The following is a 22,272-nucleotide window of genomic DNA, read 5'->3' on the forward strand; positions in this document are numbered from 1 at the left end:
GTTGGTGGGCAAGCGCCTTCGTTTAATTGTGTAATGCCGGTACCGGTTACGGATGCCGGCCGTGATGCAATGATGAACTGATCAGATCCAGAAGTTGCAACGGAGCGTGCAGCAAGGCATCGGCCTCCCAGGACGCCGGCTCCACATGCCCGCAGTAGCCCCAGGCGGCGGCGATGGTCGGCATGCCGGCGGCGCGCCCGGCCTGGATGTCGCGCAGATCGTCGCCGACGTACCAGCATTCGTCGGCCGCCAGTTGCAGCCGGCTCGCGGCTTCGAACAACGGCGCCGGATGCGGCTTGGTGTGCGCAGTGGTATCGCCGGAAATTACACATCCCGCATGGCCGAGGCCAATTTGCGGCACTAGCGGATCGGTGAAGCGGGATGCCTTGTTGGTCACGATGCCCCAGGCGAGGCCGCGCTCTTGAAGTCGCTTGAGCAAGTCGGGAATGCCGTCGAACAATCTGCTTTTGACAACCAGTCTGGATGCGTAATTGTTGAGAAAGCTGACCCGCAGCTCTTCATAGCCGGCGTCATCCGGCTTGACGCCGAAGGCGGCGCCGATCAGGCCGCGCGCGCCGGCGGAGGCCATCGGGCGCAATTGTTCATAGGCGGCCGGCTCCAAGCCGCGCTCAGTGCGCAACTGATTGACGGCTTCGGCGAGGTCCGGTGCGGTATCGGCAAGGGTGCCGTCGAGATCGAACAGGATGGCGCGCGGTGTTTTCAAAGACATTATCGGCACGGTGATGGCGGTTATTTCAGCAGTTATCTCAACAAGCGCAGCCGGCTGGCCCGCTTCGTCGTTCGGATTCACAGCGGCTTGCGACAAGCCACCATGTAATTGACGCTGGTGTCCTGGTTGATCGAATACAGTTTGGTCAGGGGATTGTAGGACAAGCCCTTGATGCCTTCGAGTTCAAGACCGGCTTCGCGAATGAAACGCGCCAGTTCTGCCGGCGTAATGAATTTGGCGTAATCGTGGGTGCCCTTGGGTAGCAAGCGCAGCAGGTATTCGGCGCCGATGATGGCGAACAGGTAGGCTTTGGGATTGCGGTTGAGCGTGGAAAAGAAGACATGACCGCCCGGTTTTGCCAACGTTGCGCAGGCGCGCACAATGGAGGCTGGGTCGGGAACGTGTTCCAGCATTTCCATGCAGGTCACGGTATCGAATTGCCCCGGTTCACGTACCGCCAGTTCTTCTGCGGCAATTTTTTCGTAACGGACCTGGACGCCGGACTCCATGCCGTGCAGGTCGGCGACCTTGAGCGCTTTTTCGGAGAGGTCGATGCCTGTCACCTTGGCGCCTTTGTGCGCCATCGATTCGGCGAGGATGCCGCCGCCGCAGCCGACGTCGACGACGTTCTTTCCAGGCAATGCGGCACGCGCATTGATCCACTCCAGGCGGAGCGGATTGATTTCGTGCAAGGGGCGAAATTCGGAAGTGGGATCCCACCAACGATGGGCGAGGTCGCTAAATTTTTGCAATTCTAGAGGATCGGCATTCATAGGGTGAATGATAGCCGAAGCTGCTCGATTGCTGTCCGGCGCAAACCAAATTTCCATAAAAAAACCCCGCCGGAGCGGGGTTTGATTCGATTGAAAATCGATTACTTGTTGCGAGTGCCAACAACTTCGATTTCAACGCGGCGGTTCTTGGCACGGCCGGCTGCAGTCTTGTTGTCTGCAACTGGTTGCGATTTGCCCTTGCCTTCAGTGTAGACGCGGTTGGCTTCGACACCCTTGGAAACCAAATATGCCTTGACCGATTCAGCGCGGCGGACGGACAGTTTTTGGTTGTAAGCAACCGAACCAACGGAGTCAGTGTGACCGACAGCGATGATGACTTCCAGGTTCAGGCCCTTCAGGTTAGCAACCAACTCGTCCAGTTTAGCCTTACCAGCAGGCTTCAGGACAGCCTTGTCGAAGTCGAAGAACGCGTCAGCAGCGTAGGTGACTTTTTCCGATGTCGGCGCTGCAGGAGCTACCGCTGCAGGAGCTGCAGGAGCTGCTGCGGCAGCGGCGACTGGGGCAGGAGCTTCTTCGCATGCGCCGTTAACGAACGCAGTTTGCCAGCACAGACCGAAGCCGCTGCGAGCGACTGTTTCGTTGCTGCTTTGCAGGTACAGGCTGTTGGGACGAACCTTAATGTCCTTGATTTCCTGTGCTGTCGCAGACAGAGCGATGGCTGCGGACGCAGCAGCGAAGACGAGTTTTGCTAATTTGTTCATGTTTCTCCTCTCGGGTGAGATATCCGCAGATAAACTGCGCTACAAAATTACGACATCAAAAAAACGAATAATATCATGTGTTCAGGTCGTCACATGCCCCTTTGCGGGGGACCATGCAAAGAACTTAGTCGCCATTCTGCCACAGGCTGGTGCAATCGGCGAACGTTGCCAAATAGTCCAATCAACGTTTTTGATACTCTGTTGTTTTTTGGTAACAAGCTGTTTAACTTTGCAAACCGGCGGCCAGACTTGCAGGGAAAACTGATTTTTTGCTAAAAAACCTTATTATTCATGCCCTTGCACTTGAATAACCACACGGCGATCAGGTGATAGACAGTTTATCAATTTCCTTGTGGGAAGAGCTTCCGGGCAGTTGGTGATCGGTTCGCTGCTGCCGGCGCCGATGGCCTGGATCGGTGCGGAGATGTTTTTGCTCCTTAGAAAGGAAAGGCGGCCACAGCTTCTGCCCGTCTGACCGAGAGATCCTGATTCTCTTTCTGGGAGCCAAGGCGATCGGTATGGCCGATGACAACTATATCGCCGATTTTCCCGCACGCAAGAATTTTGTCGATAACATTTTCGCTGATGGCTTGCCGCGCTGCCCGGCTGAGATCGTCCTTGCCAGGCCTGAAAGTCTGGCTGGCGCCAAGTGTGACGCTAAAGCTGCAGCCGGGATCGTTCGTTGGCGCCATCGCTGCATTCGTAGTCACGGTCGCCGGATTGCTTACCAGTGCCGGGGCTGTCGGATTGGCAATGGGGAGCGTCAGTTCGCCATCGCAGCCGCCGAGGGAGTCGCCCGGCGTCCAGTAACCGGTGCGCCAGCATAGGCCATATTGGCTGCGTGTCACCTTGCCTTGGCTGTCTTGCCCGTACGCTGAAGTCGAGGAGGCGGTGATGTCGATACTGCTTTGCGCATGGGCACCGCAGGCGGCGCTGCAAAAAAGGATGGTGAGAAATTGACGGTACATAATTTTGGTGAGTTGGGCTTCGGCGAAAAGCGGGCGCTGAGATACGGATTTCGCTTTGAAGAAGAATCTGTCCGGACTTCTCTTCTCGCTGCTTTTTATCAGAGGCTCGCATTTTAATCACATTATGGCTGTTGTCGGCGGTTGTTTGTGTTCGCCGCGACATATTGCCGCAGAGCTAAAAGCCGCGATACCAAGGGTTGGCGTGCTAGAATGATCGTTTGTAGTCGCTGCCCGCAACGAACAGGTTCCGGGCCTGATTTAACAACCAAAATCAATATCTCCCGACTTGCCAATGGATCAATTCGCCAAAGAAACCATCCCCATTTCCCTTGAAGAAGAGATGCGCAAGAGCTACCTCGATTACGCGATGAGCGTGATTGTCGGACGTGCTCTGCCGGACGTGCGTGACGGCCTCAAGCCGGTACATCGACGCGTGCTGTTTGCGATGCATGAGATGAACAACGTCTGGAACCGTCCGTTCGTGAAATGCGCGCGCGTGGTCGGTGAAGTCATGGGTAAATATCACCCGCACGGCGACGCATCGATTTACGACACGCTGGTGCGTATGGCGCAGGACTTTTCTCTGCGTTACATGCTGGTGGACGGGCAGGGCAATTTCGGCTCCATCGACGGCGACGGCGCTGCGGCGATGCGTTATACCGAGTGCCGCCTGGACAAGATCGCCAACGAGTTGCTGGCCGACATCGAGAAGGAAACCGTCGATTTCGACCCCAACTACGACGGCAAGGAAAAAGAACCGTCGGTGCTGCCGACTCGCATCCCGAACCTGCTGATCAATGGTTCGTCTGGTATCGCGGTAGGCATGGCGACCAACATTCCTCCGCACAACATCACCGAAGTCATCAACGGTGCGCTGCATGTGCTGGCTAATCCGGATTGTACGGTTGACGAGCTGATTGAACTGATCCCGGCGCCGGATTTCCCGACCGGCGGCATCATTTATGGCGTGTCCGGCGTGCGCGATGGTTACCGCACCGGCCGCGGGCGTGTGGTGATGCGCGCCAAGACGCATTTTGAAGAATTCGGCCGCGAAGGTCGCACCGCGATCATCGTCGATGAACTGCCTTACCAGGTCAACAAAAAAGCCTTGCTGGAACGCATCGCCGAACTGGTGCGCGACAAGAAGCTGGACGGCATTTCCGACCTGCGCGACGAGTCCGACAAGTCGGGCATGCGCGTGGTAATCGAGTTGAAGCGCGGAGAAGTGCCGGAAGTGGTGCTCAACAACCTGTACAAGCAAACGCAACTGCAAGACACCTTCGGCATGAACATGGTGGCGCTGGTCGACCGTCAGCCCAAACTGCTGAACCTCAAGCAGATGCTGGAATGCTTCCTGTCTCACCGCCGCGAAGTGGTCACGCGCCGCACGATTTTCGAATTGCGCAAGGCGCGCGAACGCGGCCACGTGCTGGAGGGCCTGGCGGTTGCGTTGGCCAATATCGACGATTTCATCGCCATCATCCGCGCGGCGCCGACGCCGCCGATCGCGAAGTCCGAACTGATGGCGCGCGCCTGGGACTCATCCATGGTGCGCGAAATGCTGGCGCGTACCGGTGCTGAAAACACTGGCGGCATCGAGGCTTTCCGTCCGGAAAACCTGCCGACGCATTACGGCATCCAGCCCGACGGCCTGTACAAGCTGTCCGACGACCAGGCGCAGGAAATCCTGCAAATGCGCCTGCAACGCCTGACCGGCCTGGAGCAGGACAAGATCGTCAACGAGTACAAGGAAGTGATGGAACAGATCGCCGATCTGCTGGACATCCTGTCCAAGCCGGCGCGCGTCACCGCCATCATCATCGACGAACTGACCGCTGCCAGGAACGACTTCGGCATCGGCGCCAAGGACGAGCGCCGCTCGACCATCGAGCTCAACGCCACCGATCTCGGCACCGAAGACCTGATTACGCCGCAAGATCTGGTCGTGACCCTGTCGCACACCGGCTACATGAAGTCGCAACCGGTATCCGAATACCGCGCGCAAAAACGCGGCGGCCGCGGCAAGCAGGCCATGGCGACCAAGGACGACGACTGGATCGATCAATTGTTCATCGCCAACACGCACGATTACATCCTGTGCTTCTCCAATCGCGGTCGCCTGTACTGGCTGAAGGTGTGGGAAGTGCCGCAAGGTTCGCGCAATTCGCGCGGCAAGCCTATCGTCAACATGTTCCCGCTGCAGGACGGCGAAAAGATCACCGTGGTCTTGCCGCTGTCGGGCGAGAACCGCACGTTCCCCGAAGACCGCTACGTCTTCATGTCGACCAGCCTCGGCACCGTCAAGAAGACGCCGCTGTCGGACTTCAGCAATCCGCGCAAGGCCGGCATCATCGCGGTGGACCTCGATGAAGGCGACTTCCTGATCGGCGCCGCGCTGACCGACGGCCAACACGACGTCATGTTGTTCTCGGACGCCGGCAAGGCAGTGCGTTTCGATGAAAACGACGTGCGTCCGATGGGCCGTACGGCGCGCGGCGTGCGCGGCATGAACCTGGAAGACGGCCAGCAAGTTATCGCGCTGCTGGTTGCCGAGAATGAGCAGCAATCGGTTCTGACCGCGACCGAGAACGGCTTCGGCAAACGTACGCCGATCACCGAATATACGCGCCACGGTCGCGGCACCAAGGGCATGATTGCCATCCAGACCAGCGAGCGCAACGGCAAGGTGGTTGCAGCCACGCTGGTGGAAACCAGCGATGAAATCATGCTGATCACCACCGGCGGCGTGCTGATTCGCACCCGCGTCGCGGAAATCCGCGAAATGGGCCGGGCAACGCAAGGTGTGACGCTGATTGCGGTGGAAGACGGCACCAAGCTGAGCGGTCTGCAGCGCGTGGTCGAATCCGATGCCGAGGAAGACAAGGCGGACGAGGGCGTCGATGATGCTGCTGCGGAATCGGGCGCAAATGATGCAGTTGCCGGCGAAGGCGACGCAACTGCGGAATAATATGAAGAGACCGGCCCCGGGGCTGGTCGCTTCCTTTGTCTCTTATTCAGATCATGATCTACAATTTTTCCGCTGGTCCGGCCGTATTGCCGAAAGAAGTGCTGCAGCAAGCTGCCGACGAAATGCTGGACTGGCACGGTAGCGGCATGTCCGTGATGGAAATGAGCCATCGCGGCAAGGAATACATGTCGATCATCGAAGCAGCCCTGCGCGACATGCGCGAGCTGTTTGCGGTCCCCTCCAATTACAAGATCCTGTTCTTGCAAGGCGGTGCGATCGCCGAGAACGCCATCATTCCGATGAACCTCGCCGGTCTGCGCGGCCATGGCGCGGGTGTGGCCGACTACGTCAATACCGGTTCCTGGTCGACCAAGTCGATCAAGGAGGCGCGGCGTTATTGCGAGGTCAATGTGGCGGCATCCTCCGAAGCGGAAAAATTCGCCCGCATCCCGCCGCGCGAAACCTGGAAGCTCTCCCGCAACGCTGCTTATGTCCATCTCTGCACCAACGAAACCATCGACGGCGTTGAGTACCACTTCACGCCCGATGTTGCTGCCGATACCGACAATGCACCGATCGTCGCGGACATGTCATCGCATATCCTCTCGCGTGTGGTCGACGTCTCAAAGTACGGCGTCATCTACGGCGGCGCGCAAAAAAATATCGGCCCGGCCGGCGTCACCATCGTTATCGTGCGTGAAGACCTGCTCGGCCACGCTTTGCCGATCTGTCCCTCAGCCTTCGACTGGAAGATCGTCGCCGACAACGACTCCATGTACAACACGCCGCCGACCTATGCGATCTACATCGCCGGCCTGGTGTTCCAGTGGCTCAAGCGCCAGGGCGGCGTGCCGGAAATGGAGCGCCGCAATATCGCCAAGGCCAATCTGCTGTATGGCTATCTGGACAGCACGGAGTTTTATACGACACGAATAGCCAAGGAATGCCGCTCGCGCATGAACGCGCCGTTTTTCCTGCATGACGAAACATTGAACGAGGCATTCCTGGTCGGCGCCAAAGAACGCGGTCTGCTGCAACTGAAGGGGCATAAGTCGGTCGGCGGCATGCGCGCATCGATCTACAACGCGATGCCGATAGAAGGTGTTCAGGCGTTGGTGGATTACCTCCGCGAGTTCGAGCGAACACACGGCTAAGGGGGCACGGCAAAGCAAATCCTGCGGGCGTACTGTCTGCGACGCTGTGCCCGGTCAGCTTTGCTTTGCACCAGCCTCTCGATGAGACGAATGCGTAATACGAAAGACCACTATGAGTGAAGACAAACTCTTGCCCTTGCGTCAGAAGATCGACGCCATCGATGCACAAATCCTCGATTTGCTGAACCAGCGTGCGCGGGTTGCGCAGGAAGTCGGTCACGTCAAGGCCGAGACCGATGCACCGGTGTTCCGTCCCGAACGCGAAGCGCAGGTGCTGCGCAAGGCTGCGGAACGCAATCCGGGTCCGCTGCTCGGCACCGATATCCAGACCATTTTCCGTGAAGTCATGTCGGCCTGCCGTGCGTTGGAAAAGCGTGTCGTGGTCGCCTATCTCGGCCCCGAAGGCACCTTCAGCGAACAGGCCGTGTACCAGCAATTCGGACATGCGGTGGAAGGTTTGCCGTGCGTTTCCATCGATGAAGTGTTTCGCGACGCCGAAGCCGGCACCGCCGATTTCGGTGTGGTGCCGATTGAGAATTCTTCCGAAGGCGTGATCAACCGCACGCTCGACCTGTTGCTGCAAACCACGTTGCGCATCAGCGGCGAGATTTCCATTCCGGTGCATCACAGCCTGATGACCAAAGTCGGCGGCATGCAAGGCGTGACGCGCATCTGCGCCCATTCGCAGGCGCTGGCGCAGTGCAACGCCTGGCTCAATCAGAATTATCCGGGCATCGAGCGCCAGGCCGTGGCGTCCAATGCCGAAGCGGCGCGCATGGCTGGCGAAGATATGACCGTTGCCGCCATCGCCGGCGAGATCGCCGGACAAAAGTACAACCTGCAAACCGTCAACGCCCACATCCAGGACGATCCGCACAACCGGACGCGCTTCGCCGTTATCGGCCGCCTGCAAACTGCACCGTCCGGCCGCGACCAGACTTCCATCGTGCTGTCGGTGCCGAACAAGGCCGGGGCGGTCTACAACTTGCTGGCGCCATTGGCCAGGCATGGCGTGTCGATGACGCGTTTCGAATCGCGTCCGGCGCGCATGGGCGCGTGGGAATACTATTTTTACGTCGACCTGGAAGGTCACGAGCAAGACGAGAAAGTCGCCAAGGCGCTGGCCGAGCTGAAAGACAATGCCGCGTTCTTCAAGCTGCTCGGTTCTTACCCCTTTACTGTATAAATCACTCGAAGGTTCATCATGTCCATACAATTTGGTCCGGAATATGTGCGCGCGCTCGCGCCGTACCAGGCAGGCAAGCCGATCGCCGAAGTCGCACGCGAATTCGGTCTCGAAGAAAGCAAGATCATCAAGCTGGCATCCAACGAAAATCCGATGGGCATGCCGGAGTCGGCCAGGCTGGCGATGCAGAAGGCGGTTGCCGACATCGGCCGTTACCCGGATGCCAACGGCTTCGACCTGAAGGCTGCGATCAGCGCCAAATACGGCGTGCCGCAAGACTGGATCACGCTGGGCAACGGCAGCAACGACATCCTGGAACTGGCGGCGCATGCTTTCGTGCAGCCGAATCAATCGGTGGTGTATGCGCAATACGGCTTCCTGGTGTATGCGCTTGCCACGCAAGCGGTCGGCGCACGCGCGATCGAAGTCAAGGCAAAAGACTTCGGTCATGACCTGCAGGCCATGGCGGCGGCAATCGCCGACGACACGCGCCTGATCTATATCGCCAATCCGAACAATCCGACCGGCACCTTCCTGCCGCCCGCGGAACTGGAAGCTTTCCTGAAGATCGTGCCGCAACATGTTGTCGTGGTCATCGACGAAGCCTACAACGAATACCTGTCGGCCGATTTGCAATACGAGTCGACCGAGTGGGTACGCACTTTCCCGAATCTGATCGTCTCGCGCACCATGTCCAAGGCCTACGGGCTGGCCGGCTTGCGCGTCGGTTTCGCAATTGCGCAACCGGGCGTGACCGATTTGCTCAACCGTATCCGCCAGCCGTTCAATGTCAATTCGCTGGCGCAGGCTGCCGCCGTCGCTGCGCTTACCGATAAGGATTTCCTGCAAAAAAGCGCCGAAATCAATGCACAGGGATACAAGCAATTGGTCAAGGCTTTTGACGAACTCGGTCTGAAGTACGTGCCGTCCTACGGCAACTTCGTGCTGGTCAAGGTCGGCGACGATGACGGTGCCGGCGCGCGCGTGAATCTGGCCTTGCTGAAAAAGGGCGTCATCGTGCGTCCGGTCGGCAATTACGGTCTGCCGCAATGGCTGCGAGTCACCATCGGCCTGCCGGAAGAAAATACCGCCTTCATCGCGGCACTGAAAACGGTATTGGGCTGAGGCTGAAACAGTGAAAAAAATCGTTGTCTTTGGTGTTGGCCTGATTGGCGGTTCATTTGCGCTGGCGCTGAAAAAAGCCGGTGTAGTTGAGCGCGTGGTCGGTGTCGGTCGCACTGAAACCTCGCTGCTGCGAGCGAAAGAGCTTGGCATCATCGATGAGGCCAGCACATCGGTAGCCGATGCGGTACGGGGCGCGGACCTGATCTTGCTGGCCGCGCCTGTCGCACAGACCGGCGCGATCCTGGCAAGCATCGCACCGCATTTGCAACCCGGGACGGTGGTGACGGATGCCGGCAGCACCAAAGCCGACGTGGTGGTGGCCGCGCGTGAGACCTTGGGCGACAAGATTGCGCAGTTCGTACCGGGACACCCGATCGCCGGACGCGAGCAGAATGGTCCGGGCGCGGCGGTGGCCGATTTGTATATCGGCAAGAAGGTTGTCATCACCGCCCTGGCGGAAAATACGGAATCGGACATCGAACGCGTGGCGCAAGCCTGGCAGGCCTGCGGCGCGCTCATCCATCGTCTCAGTCCGCAGGAGCATGACGCCGTGTTCGCTTCGGTCAGTCACTTGCCGCATTTGCTGGCCTATGCGCTGGTCGACGACATCGCGTCCAAGCCGCATGCGCCGGTCCTGTTTCAATATGCGGCCAGCGGGTTTCGCGATTTCACGCGCATTGCCGGCTCGTCGCCGGAAATGTGGCGCGATATTTCCATGGCCAATCGCGCAGCCTTGCTGCACGAGCTGGACGCCTATCTGGTGCAATTGATCCGCATGCGCAAGATGCTGGTCGAGCGCGACAGCGACGGCCTGGAAAAAATTTATGCCAATGCCCAGCAGGCGCGGCACAATTGGACTGTCGCAATCGAAACCGCCGAACGGCAGAGCAAAGAGGGCGGGGATTGAGCAGAAGATTGCAGGTCCGACGCACGCGCGCAGTTAACCCTTGGAACGATTATCCCCGATGAAGCAAGCTTCTTATCCCCGCTATATTGATCTGCATCCCGTTGCGCATGTGCAGGGTACGGTAAAACTGCCCGGTTCAAAGAGCATCTCCAACCGCATCCTGCTGTTGGCGGCGTTGTCGCGCGGCACTACCAAGATCATGGACCTGCTGGCCTCGGACGATACGCTGGTGATGCTGATGGCCTTGCAGCAGCTCGGCGTCAAATGGGAGCAGGTCGACGGCACCCAGGATTACGTCGTGCACGGCGTTGACGGCGTGCTCCCGGTGCACCAGGCCGACCTGTTCATGGGCAATGCGGGCACTGCGATCCGTCCGCTGACGGCGGCGCTGGCGGTGCTCGGCGGCGATTACACCCTGCACGGCGTGCCGCGCATGCATGAGCGGCCGATCGGCGATCTGGTCGATGCGCTCAACGATGTCGGCATGCGCATCGACTACACAGGCACCCCCGGTTATCCGCCGCTGCATATCCGGCGCGGCATGCTCAGCGCCCATCGCATGAAAGTGCGCGGCAATGTATCGAGCCAGTTCCTGACGGCCTTGCTGATGGCGGCGCCGTTGATGGCGAAGAATGAGCCGATGACGATCGAAGTGGTCGGGGAACTGATTTCCAAACCCTACATCGAAATCACGCTGAACCTGATGCGCCGCTTCGGCGTCGAGGTCCAGCGCGACGGCTGGCAATCCTTCACTCTGACGGCAGGCCAGCATTACCAGAGTCCGGGAGCGATCCACGTGGAAGGCGATGCGTCCTCGGCCTCGTATTTCCTGGCAGCCGGTGCCATCGCCGGCGGGCCGATCCGTGTCGAAGGCGTCGGCAAGGAGAGTATCCAAGGCGATGTGCGTTTCGTCGAGGCGCTGCGGCAGATGGGCGTCACGATCACCATGGGCGACAACTGGATAGAAGCATCGTCGAATGGCGTGCTGAAAGCGATCGATACCGATTTCAACCACATCCCGGATGCGGCCATGACGATCGCGGTTGCCGCCCTGTATGCCGATGGCACCAGCGTATTGCGCAATATCGCCAGTTGGCGCGTCAAGGAAACCGACCGCCTCGCCGCCATGGCGACCGAGTTGCGCAAGCTGGGGGCAACCGTCGAGGAAGGTGTGGATTATCTCAGCGTGACGCCGCCGCAACACCTGACGCCGGCCACGATCGACACCTACGACGACCATCGCATGGCGATGTGTTTCTCGCTGGCATCGCTGGACGGCGCCGCGCGGCAGGGTACGTGCGTACGCATCAACGATCCGAAATGCGTGGCCAAGACTTTTCCGGATTACTTCCGGGTGTTCCAGCATATTGCCGAACAGACACTGATTTGATTGATTAAAACGGGGATTCCAATGAACGCGGCGAATATTCCCGTCATTACCATCGACGGCCCGACTGCTTCGGGTAAGGGGACGGTGGCGCAAAAGGTGGCTCGGGAGCTGGGCTTCCATTATCTTGATTCGGGTGCCTTGTACCGCCTCACGGCGCTGTCGGCGATGCGCCGTGGCGTCGCCATGAATGACGAACACGGACTGGCCAAGAGCGCCGAACATTTGAATTGCCATTTCGACGGCGGCCACATCTATCTCGCCAACGAGGATGTGACTCAGTCCATTCGGGCTGAGGAAGTGGGCAACACCGCGTCGAAAATTGCTGTTTTGTCAACGGTGCGGCATGCCTTGTACGCCTTGCAATTAAGCTTTCGCAAGGCGCCGGGGCTGGTTGCGGACGGTCGCGACATGGGAACGGTGATCTTTCCGCATGCGTCCTTGAAGGTGTTTTTGACAGCAAGTGTGGAAGCCAGGGCGCAAAGACGCTATAAGCAATTGATTGACAAGGGTTTTTCTGCTAACATAGACGACCTTTCGAAGGATTTGCGGGAGCGTGATGCGCGAGACATGAACCGCGCATCGGCACCGCTGAAGCCGGCGGAAGGGGCATATCTACTGGATACTTCCGACATGACGGCCGAAGAGGCGGTGAAGCAGGTGCTCAGGTGGTACGCAGCCTTATAGGTGCATTTGCTTTTGTTTCACTGTTGTTTCTGTAGCGCCATTGGTGCTCGCCGGATGCAAAGTCTGGCGAGTGTTGATAAACCTAAACCCATTATTTATCGCCGTTTGCATTCATCGTCAGCCGTTTGATTCATGCGACCGCGACCGGATATTGGCCAACACCTTTCTTAATTCTATGTCTACCACTACTGTCCTGGCTCCTGGAGCCGCTGGCGCTGATGCATTTGCAGCGCTGTTTGAAGAATCGCTGTCCCGTCAAGACATGCGTTCTGGTGAAGTCATTTCGGCTGAAGTCGTCCGTCTCGACCATAACTTTGTTATCGTCAACGCCGGCCTGAAGTCCGAAGCCTTCATTCCTATCGAAGAATTCAAAAATGACAACGGCGAACTCGAAGTCAACGTCGGCGATTTCATCTCCGTCGCGATCGAATCGCTGGAAAACGGTTTCGGCGACACTATCCTGTCGCGCGACAAGGCCAAGCGTCTGGCATCGTGGCTCTCGCTCGAAAAAGCGATGGAGTCCGGCGAGATCGTCGTTGGTACTGTCAATGGCAAGGTCAAGGGCGGCCTGACCGTTTTGACCAACGGCATTCGCGCCTTCCTGCCGGGTTCGCTGGTGGATACGCGTCCGGTCAAGGATACAACGCCTTTCGAAGGCAAGACCCTGGAATTCAAGGTCATCAAGCTGGATCGCAAGCGCAACAACGTCGTGTTGTCGCGTCGCGCCGTCATCGAAGCATCGATGGGCGAAGAGCGTCAAAAGCTGATGGAAACCCTGAAAGAAGGCACCGTGGTTACCGGCGTCGTCAAGAACATCACCGACTACGGCGCATTCGTGGATCTGGGCGGCATTGACGGCCTGCTGCACATTACCGACCTGGCATGGCGTCGTGTGCGTCATCCATCGGAAGTGCTCACAGTCGGTCAGGAGATCACTGCCAAGGTCCTCAAGTACGATCAAGAGAAGAACCGTGTTTCGCTGGGCGTCAAGCAACTGGGCGACGATCCGTGGACAGGCCTGTCCCGTCGTTATCCGCAAGGCACACGCCTGTTCGGTAAAGTCACCAACCTCACCGACTACGGCGCGTTCGTCGAAGTCGAACAAGGTATCGAAGGTCTGGTGCACGTTTCCGAAATGGACTGGACCAACAAGAACGTCGCGCCTAACAAGGTTGTTCAACTGGGCGACGAAGTGGAAGTCATGGTCCTGGAAATCGATGAAGAGCGTCGCCGTATCAGCCTGGGCATGAAGCAATGCAAGCCGAACCCATGGGACGACTTCGCAATCAGCCACAAGAAGGGCGACAAGGTCAAGGGCGCCATCAAGTCGATCACTGACTTCGGTGTGTTTATCGGCCTGACCGGCAATATCGATGGTCTGGTTCACCTGTCCGACCTGTCCTGGACTGAAACCGGCGAAGAAGCTGTTCGCCGCTTCAAGAAGGGCGACGAGCTGGAGGCTGTTGTCCTGGCGATCGACGTCGAGCGTGAGCGCGTTTCCCTGGGCGTCAAGCAACTGGAAGGCGATCCGTTCAACAACTTTGCTGCAATGAACGACAAGGGCGCGCTGGTGACCGGCACCGTCAAGTCGGTCGAGCCTAAGGGCGCAGTGATCCAGTTGTCCGAAGAAGTCGAAGGCTACCTGCGTGCATCCGAAATCTCGCGCGATCGCGTTGAAGATGCCGGTACGCACCTGAAGGTCGGCGACAGCGTTGAAGCGCTGGTCATCAACATCGACCGCAAGGCACGCAGCATCCAATTGTCGATCAAGGCAAAGGACAACGCCGAGACTCAGGAAGCAATGCAAAAGATCTCTTCGGACTCCAATGCCGCTTCCGGTACCACCAGCTTGGGTGCATTGCTGAAGGCAAAGCTCGACAACAAGAACTGATTAGTCGAGCACAATGACCAAGTCTGAGCTGATCGCTCGCCTGGCTGAGCGTTATCCGCAACTTGTCGCCAAGGATGCGGATTACGCGGTCAAAACCATCCTTGATGCAATGGTCGACGCACTTGCGACCGGCCAGCGCATCGAGATTCGTGGTTTTGGCAGTTTTGCGTTAAATCGCAGGCCGCCTCGCATCGGTCGCAATCCCAAGTCGGGCGATAAAGTGATGGTGCCGGAAAAGCGCGTGCCCCACTTCAAGCCCGGCAAGGAATTGCGCGAGCGCGTTGACGCCATGGTGGGGCAACCCATCAAGGAAGACTAAGTCGACGCTTCTGCCGCTGAGCCGGCGAAGCAGTTGAGCGCGGGAAGTGTAAATAGCGCTTAACAAAATGAACGGCATCTTTGGATGCCGTTTTTTTTCACGTACAATTTCACATCTGCCGTACTTTCCGCGCGAGCAGAAGAGCCGTATCTTGTCGCCATGCCCGCAGGGCTGGCCAATACAACGAAAAGGATTAGCGCCATGAAGATAATTTCAAGATTGATAGCGGCCATCCTCTTTATTCTTTTCTTTTTCTTTGCGCTGAAAAACACGCAGGAAATCACGCTGCATTTCTTCCTCGGCTATGAACGCACCGACCCGCTGGTGCTGGTCTTGCTGGTGTGCTTTGTCGGCGGCGCCATTCTCGGCGTGCTGGCGATGACGCCGATCGTGTTCCGTCACCGCCGCGAAGTATCGAAACACAAGAAAGCCGTCACCGTACTGCAAAAAGAGCGCGAAGCCCAGCAATTGGCCCAGACCCAACCGCCGCAGCCGGATAGCGTCGTTCCCCCGCAGCATCTCATCTGAAACGGCTTTGTATGGAATTTGAATTCTGGTGGCTGTTGGGCATTCCGGTTTTTTTTGGCCTGGGATGGATTGCGGCGCGCGTCGACATCAATCAATTGTTGTCCGAATCGCGCACCTTGCCGCGCGGTTATTTCAAAGGCTTGAATTTCCTGCTGAACGAACAGCCGGACAAGGCGATCGATGCATTCATCGAAATCGTCAAGCTGGATCCGGAAACGGCCGACCTGCATTTCGCATTGGGCAATTTGTTCCGACGTCGCGGTGAAACCGAACGCGCCATCCGGGTTCACCAGAATTTGCTGGCGCGTCCCGATTTGCCGGCAGATCACAAGGCGCATGCGCAGTACGAGCTGGGGCAGGACTATCTCAAGGCGGGCTTGCTGGATCGTGCGGAAGAGACCTTCCATTTGCTCAACGATACCCAGTACGGCGCTCAGGCTGGCCGTGCCCTGCTCGAAATTTATCAGCGCGAGAAGGAATGGGTGCGCGCCATCAAGGCGGCGGAAACCCTGCAGGCATCTGGTGCTGGCGGACGGCAAAAGGAAATCGCCCAGTTCTATTGCGAGCTGGCCGAGGATGAACTCGTGCACACCAATCCCGACGCAGCCATGAGCATGCTGGAAAAAGCCCTGGCTGCCGATCGCAAAAGCGTGCGCGCCACCATGTTGCTGGGCGACGTGTGCCTGGCCAAGGGCGATGTCGAGGCAGCTTTGCTGGCCTGGCGCCGCGTCGAGCATCAGAGCGTCCCGCATGCGGCGCTGGTGGCGCAGCGCCTGCTCGACGGGTATCAGACCGTCGGCCGCATGAAGGAAGGGCTGAACCTGCTGCGTTCCTATCTGGCGGAAGCGCCATCGATCGATTTGCTGGAAGTAGTCTTCAAGGCGGTGCTGGAACTGGAAGGCGTCGAAGCCGCCAACCAGTTGGTCAGCGATGAGCTGCGCCGGACGCCGACCTTGCTGGGCCTGGACAAATTCCTGGAGGCGCGCATGCTCAACGCATCGCCGGAAATTCGTCCGGAATTATCGATAGTGAAGACTTTGGTGCATAGCTATACGCAAAAGCTGGCGAGATATCAATGTACGCATTGCGGATTCAAGGCGCGCCAGTTCTACTGGCATTGCCCCGGCTGCAATCATTGGGAAACCTATCCACCGCGACGCACTGAAGAGTTGAATGTAATGAACTAAAGTACGCATGCATTTTTTGTAGGGATTTTATGAAAATTACCATCATTGGCACCGGTTATGTCGGTCTCGTCACCGGCGCCTGTCTGGCAGAACTGGGTAACAACGTGTTCTGCCTCGACGTCGATCAGAACAAGGTCGATATCCTCAACAACGGCGGCGTTCCCATCCATGAACCGGGTCTGGAAGACGTGGTGGCGCGTAATCGCGCTGCCGGCCGCCTGACGTTTTCGACCGACGTTGCCGCCAGCGTGGCGCATGGCGACGTCCAGTTCATCGCCGTCGGCACGCCGCCCGACGAAGACGGCTCGGCCGACTTGCAATATGTATTGGCGGCAGCGCGCAACATCGGCAAGCACATGACCGGCTTCAAGGTGATCGTCGACAAGTCGACCGTCCCGGTCGGCACCGCCGGCAAAGTGCAGGCCGCGATTGCACAGGAGTTGCAGCTACGCGGCATCGCGGAAAAGGACGCTGCATTTTCGGTAGTGTCGAATCCCGAATTCCTCAAGGAAGGCGCTGCGGTGGAAGACTTCATGCGGCCCGACCGCATCGTCATCGGTCACGACAATACGCCGGAAGGTCTGAAGGCTTATGCGGCGATGAAGAAACTCTACGCGCCGTTCAACCGAAATCACGAACGCACTTATTGGATGGATGTGCGTTCCGCCGAATTCACCAAATACGCCGCCAACGCCATGCTGGCCACGCGTATTTCCTTCATGAACGAACTGGCCAACCTGGCCGATAAGGTTGGCGCCGATATCGAAGCCGTGCGTCACGGCATCGGTTCCGATCCGCGCATCGGCCACAGCTTCCTGTATGCCGGTTGCGGTTATGGCGGCTCCTGTTTTCCCAAGGACGTCCAGGCGCTGGAGCGCACGGCGCGCGATTACGGCCAGGAGCTGCATATCCTGCGCGCCGTCGAACAGGTCAACAACAATCAGAAGCATGTGCTTGGCAAGAAAGTTGTCGCCCGTTTCGGCGAGGATCTGCACGGCAAGCATTTTGCCATTTGGGGGTTGGCCTTCAAGCCCAATACCGACGACATGCGCGAAGCCTCGTCGCGCGTCTTGCTGAGCGAGCTGATCGAACGCGGCGCCACGGTGGCGGTGTACGATCCGGTCGCCATGAAAGAAGCCAGGCGCGTAGTGGCGCTGGATTTCAGCGGGCAGGACGAAGCGCTGGGCCGCATTCGCTTCAGCGAAAGTCCGATGGACGCCTTGCAAGGCGCCGATGCGCTGGCGATCGTCACCGAGTGGAAGGCTTTCCGCAGCCCCGATTTCGACCAGCTCAAAAGCAAGCTGAAAACGCCGGTCATTTTTGACGGACGCAACCTGTTCGAACCGCAAGTCATGGCGGATGCCGGTATCGAATACCACGGCATCGGCCGTTCCATCCTGACCAAAGGCTAAATCGATGTCGATCGCAAATTCTTCCGGCAATCCCCGTATCCTGATCGTCGGCGACGTCATGCTGGACCGTTACTGGTTCGGCGAAGTCAATCGTATTTCGCCGGAAGCACCGGTGCCCATCGTGCGCGTCGAGCGGCGCGAAGAGCGTCTGGGCGGCGCGGCCAACGTGGCGCGCAACGCCGCCACGCTCGGCGCGCAAACCGGCTTGCTGGGCGTGATAGGCCAGGACGAGGCCGGCACTGTGGTCGAGGAGTTGCTGACGGAACTCGGCATTGACAGCTACCTCAATCGCGACCAGGCCATTTCGACCATCATCAAGCTGCGCGTGATCGGCCGCCAGCAGCAACTGGTGCGTGTGGACTTCGAAGACGCGCCCACCGATACCGTCTTGCGCGACAAGCTGACGCAATTCAATGCCTTGGTCGGCAACTACGATGTGATCATCCTGTCCGATTACGCCAAGGGCAGCCTGGTCAATGTCGCTGACATGATCGGCGTTGCCAAAAAACTTGGCAAACGCATTCTGGTGGATCCCAAGGGCGACGATTTCTCGCGTTATAAAGGCGCTTCCATCCTGACGCCCAACCGCTCCGAACTGATACGCATCGTCGGCAACTGGAAGTCGGAAGAAGAACTCACCGCCAAAGCCCAGAACCTGCGTCAATCGCTCAATCTGGAGGCCTTGCTGCTGACGCGTTCGGAAGAGGGAATGACGTTGTACCTGGAGAACCAGGTCGTCAATTTCCCGGCCGTGGCGCGTGAAGTGTTCGATGTCTCCGGCGCCGGCGACACCGTGATCGCCACGCTCGCGGTCATGCTCGGCAATGGCATTGCACTGGCGGATGCAGTCCGCATTGCCAATCTGGCCGGCGGCATCGTGGTGGGCAAGCTGGGCACCGCAACGGTGACGCGCGAAGAGCTCGCTCTCTAATTAATTTGACTTTTAAATCATTTCTTTTCGTCAACTATTGTTCCTAGGCATCGTTAAATCCGTTAGCCCGCTGATGTTTGCCAGCAGAAATTGGATTTAACGATCATTTGATCATCTCTCGAAAGGAACAATCAATATGTTGAAGAAACTCATTGCCGCAGTTTTTGTATTCATCATCGGGACGGGTCTGGCGTTCGCCCAGGTTGACGTCAACAAGGCCGATCAGGCTGCGCTGGACGGCATCAAGGGCATCGGCCCGGCAATGTCCAAGCGTATCCTCGACGAACGCAAGAAAGGTGAATTCAAGGACTGGGCCGACTTCGAGTCGCGCGTCAAGGGCGTGGGCGAAAAGAGCGCGGTGAAGTTGTCGGATGGAGGCCTGACCGTGAACGGGCAGGCGCGCAGCAAATCCGCAACGTCGCCCAAGGAAGCGGTGAAGGGCTTTGGGAAAAAAGCCAAGGAACAGGATGCCCAGGACAAACCGTCCGGCGCCAAAGGCTGACGGAGCAGTGTTTCCGCAGCGTTGAACGAACCCCGCTTCATGCGGGGTTTTTCATTTGCACGGGCGGATTGTTTGCGCAACCCGGCTTGCGGAGAGGCATGATCGGCATTACAGTCACAAACAGATAACGATCAACAAAAAACCTTGACTGTCGTCCTGACGAAAGTCAGGACTCAGCGTCGCATCGGACGTTTCACGACACCGGGTCCTAACGTGCGCCAGGGACGACGGCTGGGTAAATAGGCTTCACTGAACGGCATTAGGGAAGGCGGAGGGAGCTTATTTCCCGGCAGGATGGGGCTTCAGGCTGCGAGACGAACCTGCGGATGGACGGAGTCAACCAACAACTGGGCGCAGAGACCTATGAAAATCGCGGATATTCCTGCTGACGAGCAGTTGCGCATCGGCGAGCTGCATGCGCTGCATATTCTGGACACGCTGCCGGAAGAGCGCTTCGACCGGCTGACAAGGCTGGCGCGTCGCCTGTTTTCGGTGCCGGTGGCAGTGGTCAGCCTGGTCGACAGCAAACGCCAGTGGTCCAAGGCGCATACCGGCATGGATACTTGCGAGATGGCGCGCGATATATCTTTTTGCGGGCATGCCATTTTGCGCGACGAAGTCATGGTCGTACCCGATGCGCTGGAGGATGTGCGCTTCAAGGACAATCCTCTGGTGCTGGGCGATCCCCATATCCGTTTTTATGCCGGTTGTCCCATCAGAGGCCCGCGTGGATACAAGCTCGGCACGCTTTGCCTGATCGACAGTGTTCCGCGCCGCTTCGATGCTGAAGACCGGGCATTGCTCAGCGACCTTGCGCGCATGGTCGAGCAGGAGATGGCGGCCGTACATCTGGCCACCATGGACGAACTCACCAAGTTGTCCAATCGCCGCGGTTTCGAGGCGTTGTCGCAGCACGCCATGACCATGTGCAAGCGTCTGGGCAAACCGGCTTCGCTGCTGTACTTCGACCTCGATCTGTTCAAGCAGATCAATGACCGTTTCGGACATGCGGAGGGCGACCGCGCGCTGGTCGGCTTCAGCAGCATCCTGGCGGCCAGTTTTCGCGAATCGGACGTGATCGGACGTCTTGGCGGCGACGAGTTTGGGGTCTTCCTGACCAACTCAGCCGCCTCGGAAACAGAAACGGTGTTGGCCCATCTCGAGCAGGCTGTGCGCGATTACAATCGAATCAATGAGCGCGGCTACGATGTGCTTTACAGCGTCGGCGCCATCGAATACGACCCCGCCGCACATGATACGATTGCGGATCTGATGAACAGCGCCGATGCGCTGATGTACCGGCAGAAGAAGCGTCGCCGCGAAGCGCCGTGATTCTTTTTTGCGTGAAACAAGGCCGGGCCGTGTCCCGGTTCCCGATAACAAAGTGATAGATTTGATGACCCATTTGCAGCCAGTAATTCTTTCGGGTGGCTCCGGCACACGTTTGTGGCCATTCTCCCGTGAACAGCATCCCAAGCAATTGCTTCCCCTGGTCGGCGTCGACACCATGCTGCAGGCCACGGCTCTGCGCGTGCAGGGCAGCCGCGACTACGCCCTGATCGAGGCGCCGATCGTCGTCTGTAATGAAGAGTACCGTTTCATCACCGCCGAACAATTGCGCGCAGTCGGCAAGGCCAGCAAGCACATCGTGCTTGAGCCGGTGGGTCGCAATACCGCTCCCGCGTTGACGCTTGCCGCCTTGCTGGCAGCACAGGACAACAATGATCCGGTACTGCTGGTCATGCCGGCCGATCATGTGATCCGCGATGTTGGCGCATTCCAGGAAGCGATCCGGAAGGCGGTACCGCATGCCGCTGCCGGCGCCATGGTGACTTTCGGCATCGTCGCCGATCGCCCCGAGACCGGCTATGGCTACATCCAGCGCGGCCAGGCAGTTGAAGATGCGCACGCGATTGCGCGCTTCGTCGAAAAGCCCGATGCCGCTACCGCCCAGCGTTATCTGGACTCCGGCGAGTACTTGTGGAACAGCGGCCTGTTTATGATGCGCGCCAGCGTCTGGCTGCGCGCGATCGATCATTTCCAGCCGGCGATGGCGCAGGCTTGCCGTGCAGCTTTCGAGGCATGTCCATCCGACTCCATCGACTATGCAGTCATGGAAAAACTGGCCGATGCGCCTGCCCTCGGCATCGAGGGCCGCATCATCCCCTTGGCCGCGGGCTGGTCCGACGTCGGCGCCTGGGACGCGTTGTGGCAGGTCTCCGAAAAAGACGGCGCCGGCAACGTCACTCGCGGCGACGTCATGCTGGAGCAGGCCTCGGACAACCTGGTGTTTGCTCAAGGACGCCTGGTCGCCTGCGTCGGCATCGACAATATGGTCATCGTCGAAACGCCGGATGCCGTCCTGGTCGCCGACAAGGACAAGATGCAGGACGTCAAGAACATCGTCTCCCGGCTCAAGGCGCAGCAGCGCTGCGAAGCGCTGACGCACCGCAAGATTCACCGCCCCTGGGGCTGGTACGATTCCATCGATGCCGGAGAACGTTTCCAGGTCAAGCGCATTGTCGTCAATCCCGGCGCGTCGCTGAGCCTGCAAATGCATCACCATCGCGCCGAGCACTGGATCATCGTCAAGGGCACGGCGCGCATCACGCGCGGCGAAGATGTGTTCCTGCTGTCGGAGAACCAGTCGACCTATATTCCATTGGGTGTGAAGCACCGGCTGGAAAACCCCGGCAAATTCCCGCTGGAAATGATAGAAGTGCAATCCGGCAGCTATCTCGGCGAAGACGACATCGTGCGTTTCGACGATACTTACGGCCGCAAATAAAACCGGCGTTATCCGACGGCGGGGAGGCCAATCCGGTCAAATCGCCGATAGTCGGTTAAGACGGCCGCGAAATAGAATAAAATGCCCGTCTGAACCAACGCCGGTAC

General features: G+C 58.5%; 20 protein-coding genes. 16 read left to right on the forward strand and 4 right to left on the reverse strand.

Annotated features, from left to right (window positions below; all coding sequences use genetic code 11):
• Positions 1-46 precede the first annotated feature (46 nt).
• The 4 genes from RV1423_RS16410 to RV1423_RS16425 form a co-directional block, all read right to left on the reverse strand.
• Positions 47-730, reverse strand: coding sequence for an HAD family hydrolase (locus RV1423_RS16410; RefSeq protein ID WP_034298608.1), 684 nt, complete (start codon positions 728-730; stop codon positions 47-49).
• Positions 731-807: 77 nt separating this feature from the next.
• Positions 808-1,503, reverse strand: a complete 696-nt coding sequence (gene ubiG / locus RV1423_RS16415) for a bifunctional 2-polyprenyl-6-hydroxyphenol methylase/3-demethylubiquinol 3-O-methyltransferase UbiG (RefSeq protein WP_034298609.1) — start codon at positions 1,501-1,503, stop codon at positions 808-810.
• 101 nt (positions 1,504-1,604) lie between these two features.
• Entirely contained in the window at positions 1,605-2,225 is a 621-nt protein-coding gene (gene ompA / locus RV1423_RS16420; RefSeq protein ID WP_034298611.1) for an outer membrane protein OmpA, read from the reverse strand.
• Positions 2,226-2,662: 437 nt separating this feature from the next.
• Positions 2,663-3,193: an OmpA family protein gene (locus RV1423_RS16425; RefSeq protein ID WP_051516718.1), complete on the reverse strand. Its 531-nt coding sequence runs from the start codon at positions 3,191-3,193 to the stop codon at positions 2,663-2,665.
• A gap of 292 nt (positions 3,194-3,485) precedes the next feature.
• Between RV1423_RS16425 and gyrA the strand changes: the two genes are divergently transcribed.
• The 16 genes from gyrA to RV1423_RS16505 all read left to right on the forward strand — a co-directional run bounded on the left by gyrA (position 3,486) and on the right by RV1423_RS16505 (position 22,165).
• Positions 3,486-6,161 (forward strand): DNA gyrase subunit A, encoded by a 2,676-nt coding sequence (gene gyrA / locus RV1423_RS16430; protein ID WP_034298614.1) that lies wholly within the window; start codon positions 3,486-3,488, stop codon positions 6,159-6,161.
• Between the two features lie 53 nt (positions 6,162-6,214).
• The gene (serC, locus tag RV1423_RS16435) at positions 6,215-7,315 is read left to right on the forward strand and encodes a 3-phosphoserine/phosphohydroxythreonine transaminase (protein ID WP_034298616.1); all 1,101 of its coding nucleotides are present in this window, start codon (positions 6,215-6,217) and stop codon (positions 7,313-7,315) included.
• 112 nt (positions 7,316-7,427) lie between these two features.
• Positions 7,428-8,501, forward strand: coding sequence for a prephenate dehydratase (gene pheA, locus RV1423_RS16440; protein WP_034298618.1), 1,074 nt, complete (start codon positions 7,428-7,430; stop codon positions 8,499-8,501).
• An 18-nt stretch (positions 8,502-8,519) separates the two neighbouring features.
• Positions 8,520-9,626 carry a histidinol-phosphate transaminase gene (hisC, locus tag RV1423_RS16445; RefSeq protein ID WP_034298620.1) on the forward strand — a complete coding sequence of 369 codons (1,107 nt, stop codon included), beginning with the start codon at positions 8,520-8,522 and terminating at the stop codon, positions 9,624-9,626.
• Positions 9,627-9,636: 10 nt separating this feature from the next.
• Positions 9,637-10,533 carry a prephenate dehydrogenase/arogenate dehydrogenase family protein gene (locus RV1423_RS16450; protein WP_034298622.1) on the forward strand — a complete coding sequence of 299 codons (897 nt, stop codon included), beginning with the start codon at positions 9,637-9,639 and terminating at the stop codon, positions 10,531-10,533.
• Positions 10,534-10,591: 58 nt separating this feature from the next.
• Complete coding sequence (gene aroA / locus RV1423_RS16455; RefSeq protein WP_034298624.1) at positions 10,592-11,923, forward strand: 3-phosphoshikimate 1-carboxyvinyltransferase; 1,332 nt, start codon at positions 10,592-10,594, stop codon at positions 11,921-11,923.
• A 21-nt stretch (positions 11,924-11,944) separates the two neighbouring features.
• Entirely contained in the window at positions 11,945-12,607 is a 663-nt protein-coding gene (gene cmk, locus RV1423_RS16460; RefSeq protein WP_034298730.1) for a (d)CMP kinase, read from the forward strand.
• A gap of 175 nt (positions 12,608-12,782) precedes the next feature.
• A complete protein-coding gene (gene rpsA / locus RV1423_RS16465) occupies positions 12,783-14,498 on the forward strand; it encodes a 30S ribosomal protein S1 (protein ID WP_081768853.1) in 1,716 nt (571 codons plus the stop codon).
• Between the two features lie 13 nt (positions 14,499-14,511).
• The gene (locus RV1423_RS16470) at positions 14,512-14,817 is read left to right on the forward strand and encodes an integration host factor subunit beta (RefSeq protein ID WP_007876341.1); all 306 of its coding nucleotides are present in this window, start codon (positions 14,512-14,514) and stop codon (positions 14,815-14,817) included.
• A gap of 201 nt (positions 14,818-15,018) precedes the next feature.
• Positions 15,019-15,345, forward strand: a complete 327-nt coding sequence (locus RV1423_RS16475) for a lipopolysaccharide assembly LapA domain-containing protein (protein ID WP_034298630.1) — start codon at positions 15,019-15,021, stop codon at positions 15,343-15,345.
• A gap of 11 nt (positions 15,346-15,356) precedes the next feature.
• Entirely contained in the window at positions 15,357-16,532 is a 1,176-nt protein-coding gene (lapB, locus tag RV1423_RS16480) for a lipopolysaccharide assembly protein LapB (RefSeq protein WP_034298632.1), read from the forward strand.
• Between the two features lie 29 nt (positions 16,533-16,561).
• Positions 16,562-17,944: a UDP-glucose/GDP-mannose dehydrogenase family protein gene (locus tag RV1423_RS16485; RefSeq protein WP_034298634.1), complete on the forward strand. Its 1,383-nt coding sequence runs from the start codon at positions 16,562-16,564 to the stop codon at positions 17,942-17,944.
• A gap of 4 nt (positions 17,945-17,948) precedes the next feature.
• Positions 17,949-18,875 (forward strand): D-glycero-beta-D-manno-heptose-7-phosphate kinase, encoded by a 927-nt coding sequence (gene rfaE1, locus RV1423_RS16490; RefSeq protein WP_034298741.1) that lies wholly within the window; start codon positions 17,949-17,951, stop codon positions 18,873-18,875.
• Between the two features lie 136 nt (positions 18,876-19,011).
• Positions 19,012-19,377 carry a DUF655 domain-containing protein gene (locus RV1423_RS16495; protein ID WP_034298637.1) on the forward strand — a complete coding sequence of 122 codons (366 nt, stop codon included), beginning with the start codon at positions 19,012-19,014 and terminating at the stop codon, positions 19,375-19,377.
• Positions 19,378-19,740: 363 nt separating this feature from the next.
• A complete protein-coding gene (locus RV1423_RS16500) occupies positions 19,741-20,709 on the forward strand; it encodes a diguanylate cyclase (protein ID WP_034298640.1) in 969 nt (322 codons plus the stop codon).
• 64 nt (positions 20,710-20,773) lie between these two features.
• Positions 20,774-22,165 (forward strand): mannose-1-phosphate guanylyltransferase/mannose-6-phosphate isomerase, encoded by a 1,392-nt coding sequence (locus tag RV1423_RS16505; RefSeq protein WP_034298642.1) that lies wholly within the window; start codon positions 20,774-20,776, stop codon positions 22,163-22,165.
• Positions 22,166-22,272 lie beyond the last annotated feature (107 nt).

The sequence above is a fragment of the Herbaspirillum sp. RV1423 genome, from assembly GCF_000577615.1.
Taxonomy (GTDB): Bacteria; Pseudomonadota; Gammaproteobacteria; order Burkholderiales; family Burkholderiaceae_D; genus Herbaspirillum.

What these genes read in the sequence shown, in the direction of transcription:
- RV1423_RS16410 (WP_034298608.1), bottom strand. Translation starts at nt 730, where the DNA reads ATGTCTTTGAAAACACCGCGCGCCATCCTGTTCGATCTCGACGGCACC.
- ubiG (WP_034298609.1), bottom strand. Translation starts at nt 1,503, where the DNA reads ATGAATGCCGATCCTCTAGAATTGCAAAAATTTAGCGACCTCGCCCAT.
- ompA (WP_034298611.1), bottom strand. Translation starts at nt 2,225, where the DNA reads ATGAACAAATTAGCAAAACTCGTCTTCGCTGCTGCGTCCGCAGCCATC.
- RV1423_RS16425 (WP_051516718.1), bottom strand. Translation starts at nt 3,193, where the DNA reads ATGTACCGTCAATTTCTCACCATCCTTTTTTGCAGCGCCGCCTGCGGT.
- gyrA (WP_034298614.1), top strand. Translation starts at nt 3,486, where the DNA reads ATGGATCAATTCGCCAAAGAAACCATCCCCATTTCCCTTGAAGAAGAG.
- serC (WP_034298616.1), top strand. Translation starts at nt 6,215, where the DNA reads ATGATCTACAATTTTTCCGCTGGTCCGGCCGTATTGCCGAAAGAAGTG.
- pheA (WP_034298618.1), top strand. Translation starts at nt 7,428, where the DNA reads ATGAGTGAAGACAAACTCTTGCCCTTGCGTCAGAAGATCGACGCCATC.
- hisC (WP_034298620.1), top strand. Translation starts at nt 8,520, where the DNA reads ATGTCCATACAATTTGGTCCGGAATATGTGCGCGCGCTCGCGCCGTAC.
- aroA (WP_034298624.1), top strand. Translation starts at nt 10,592, where the DNA reads ATGAAGCAAGCTTCTTATCCCCGCTATATTGATCTGCATCCCGTTGCG.
- cmk (WP_034298730.1), top strand. Translation starts at nt 11,945, where the DNA reads ATGAACGCGGCGAATATTCCCGTCATTACCATCGACGGCCCGACTGCT.
- rpsA (WP_081768853.1), top strand. Translation starts at nt 12,783, where the DNA reads ATGTCTACCACTACTGTCCTGGCTCCTGGAGCCGCTGGCGCTGATGCA.
- RV1423_RS16470 (WP_007876341.1), top strand. Translation starts at nt 14,512, where the DNA reads ATGACCAAGTCTGAGCTGATCGCTCGCCTGGCTGAGCGTTATCCGCAA.
- RV1423_RS16475 (WP_034298630.1), top strand. Translation starts at nt 15,019, where the DNA reads ATGAAGATAATTTCAAGATTGATAGCGGCCATCCTCTTTATTCTTTTC.
- lapB (WP_034298632.1), top strand. Translation starts at nt 15,357, where the DNA reads ATGGAATTTGAATTCTGGTGGCTGTTGGGCATTCCGGTTTTTTTTGGC.
- RV1423_RS16485 (WP_034298634.1), top strand. Translation starts at nt 16,562, where the DNA reads ATGAAAATTACCATCATTGGCACCGGTTATGTCGGTCTCGTCACCGGC.
- rfaE1 (WP_034298741.1), top strand. Translation starts at nt 17,949, where the DNA reads ATGTCGATCGCAAATTCTTCCGGCAATCCCCGTATCCTGATCGTCGGC.
- RV1423_RS16495 (WP_034298637.1), top strand. Translation starts at nt 19,012, where the DNA reads ATGTTGAAGAAACTCATTGCCGCAGTTTTTGTATTCATCATCGGGACG.
- RV1423_RS16500 (WP_034298640.1), top strand. Translation starts at nt 19,741, where the DNA reads ATGAAAATCGCGGATATTCCTGCTGACGAGCAGTTGCGCATCGGCGAG.
- RV1423_RS16505 (WP_034298642.1), top strand. Translation starts at nt 20,774, where the DNA reads ATGACCCATTTGCAGCCAGTAATTCTTTCGGGTGGCTCCGGCACACGT.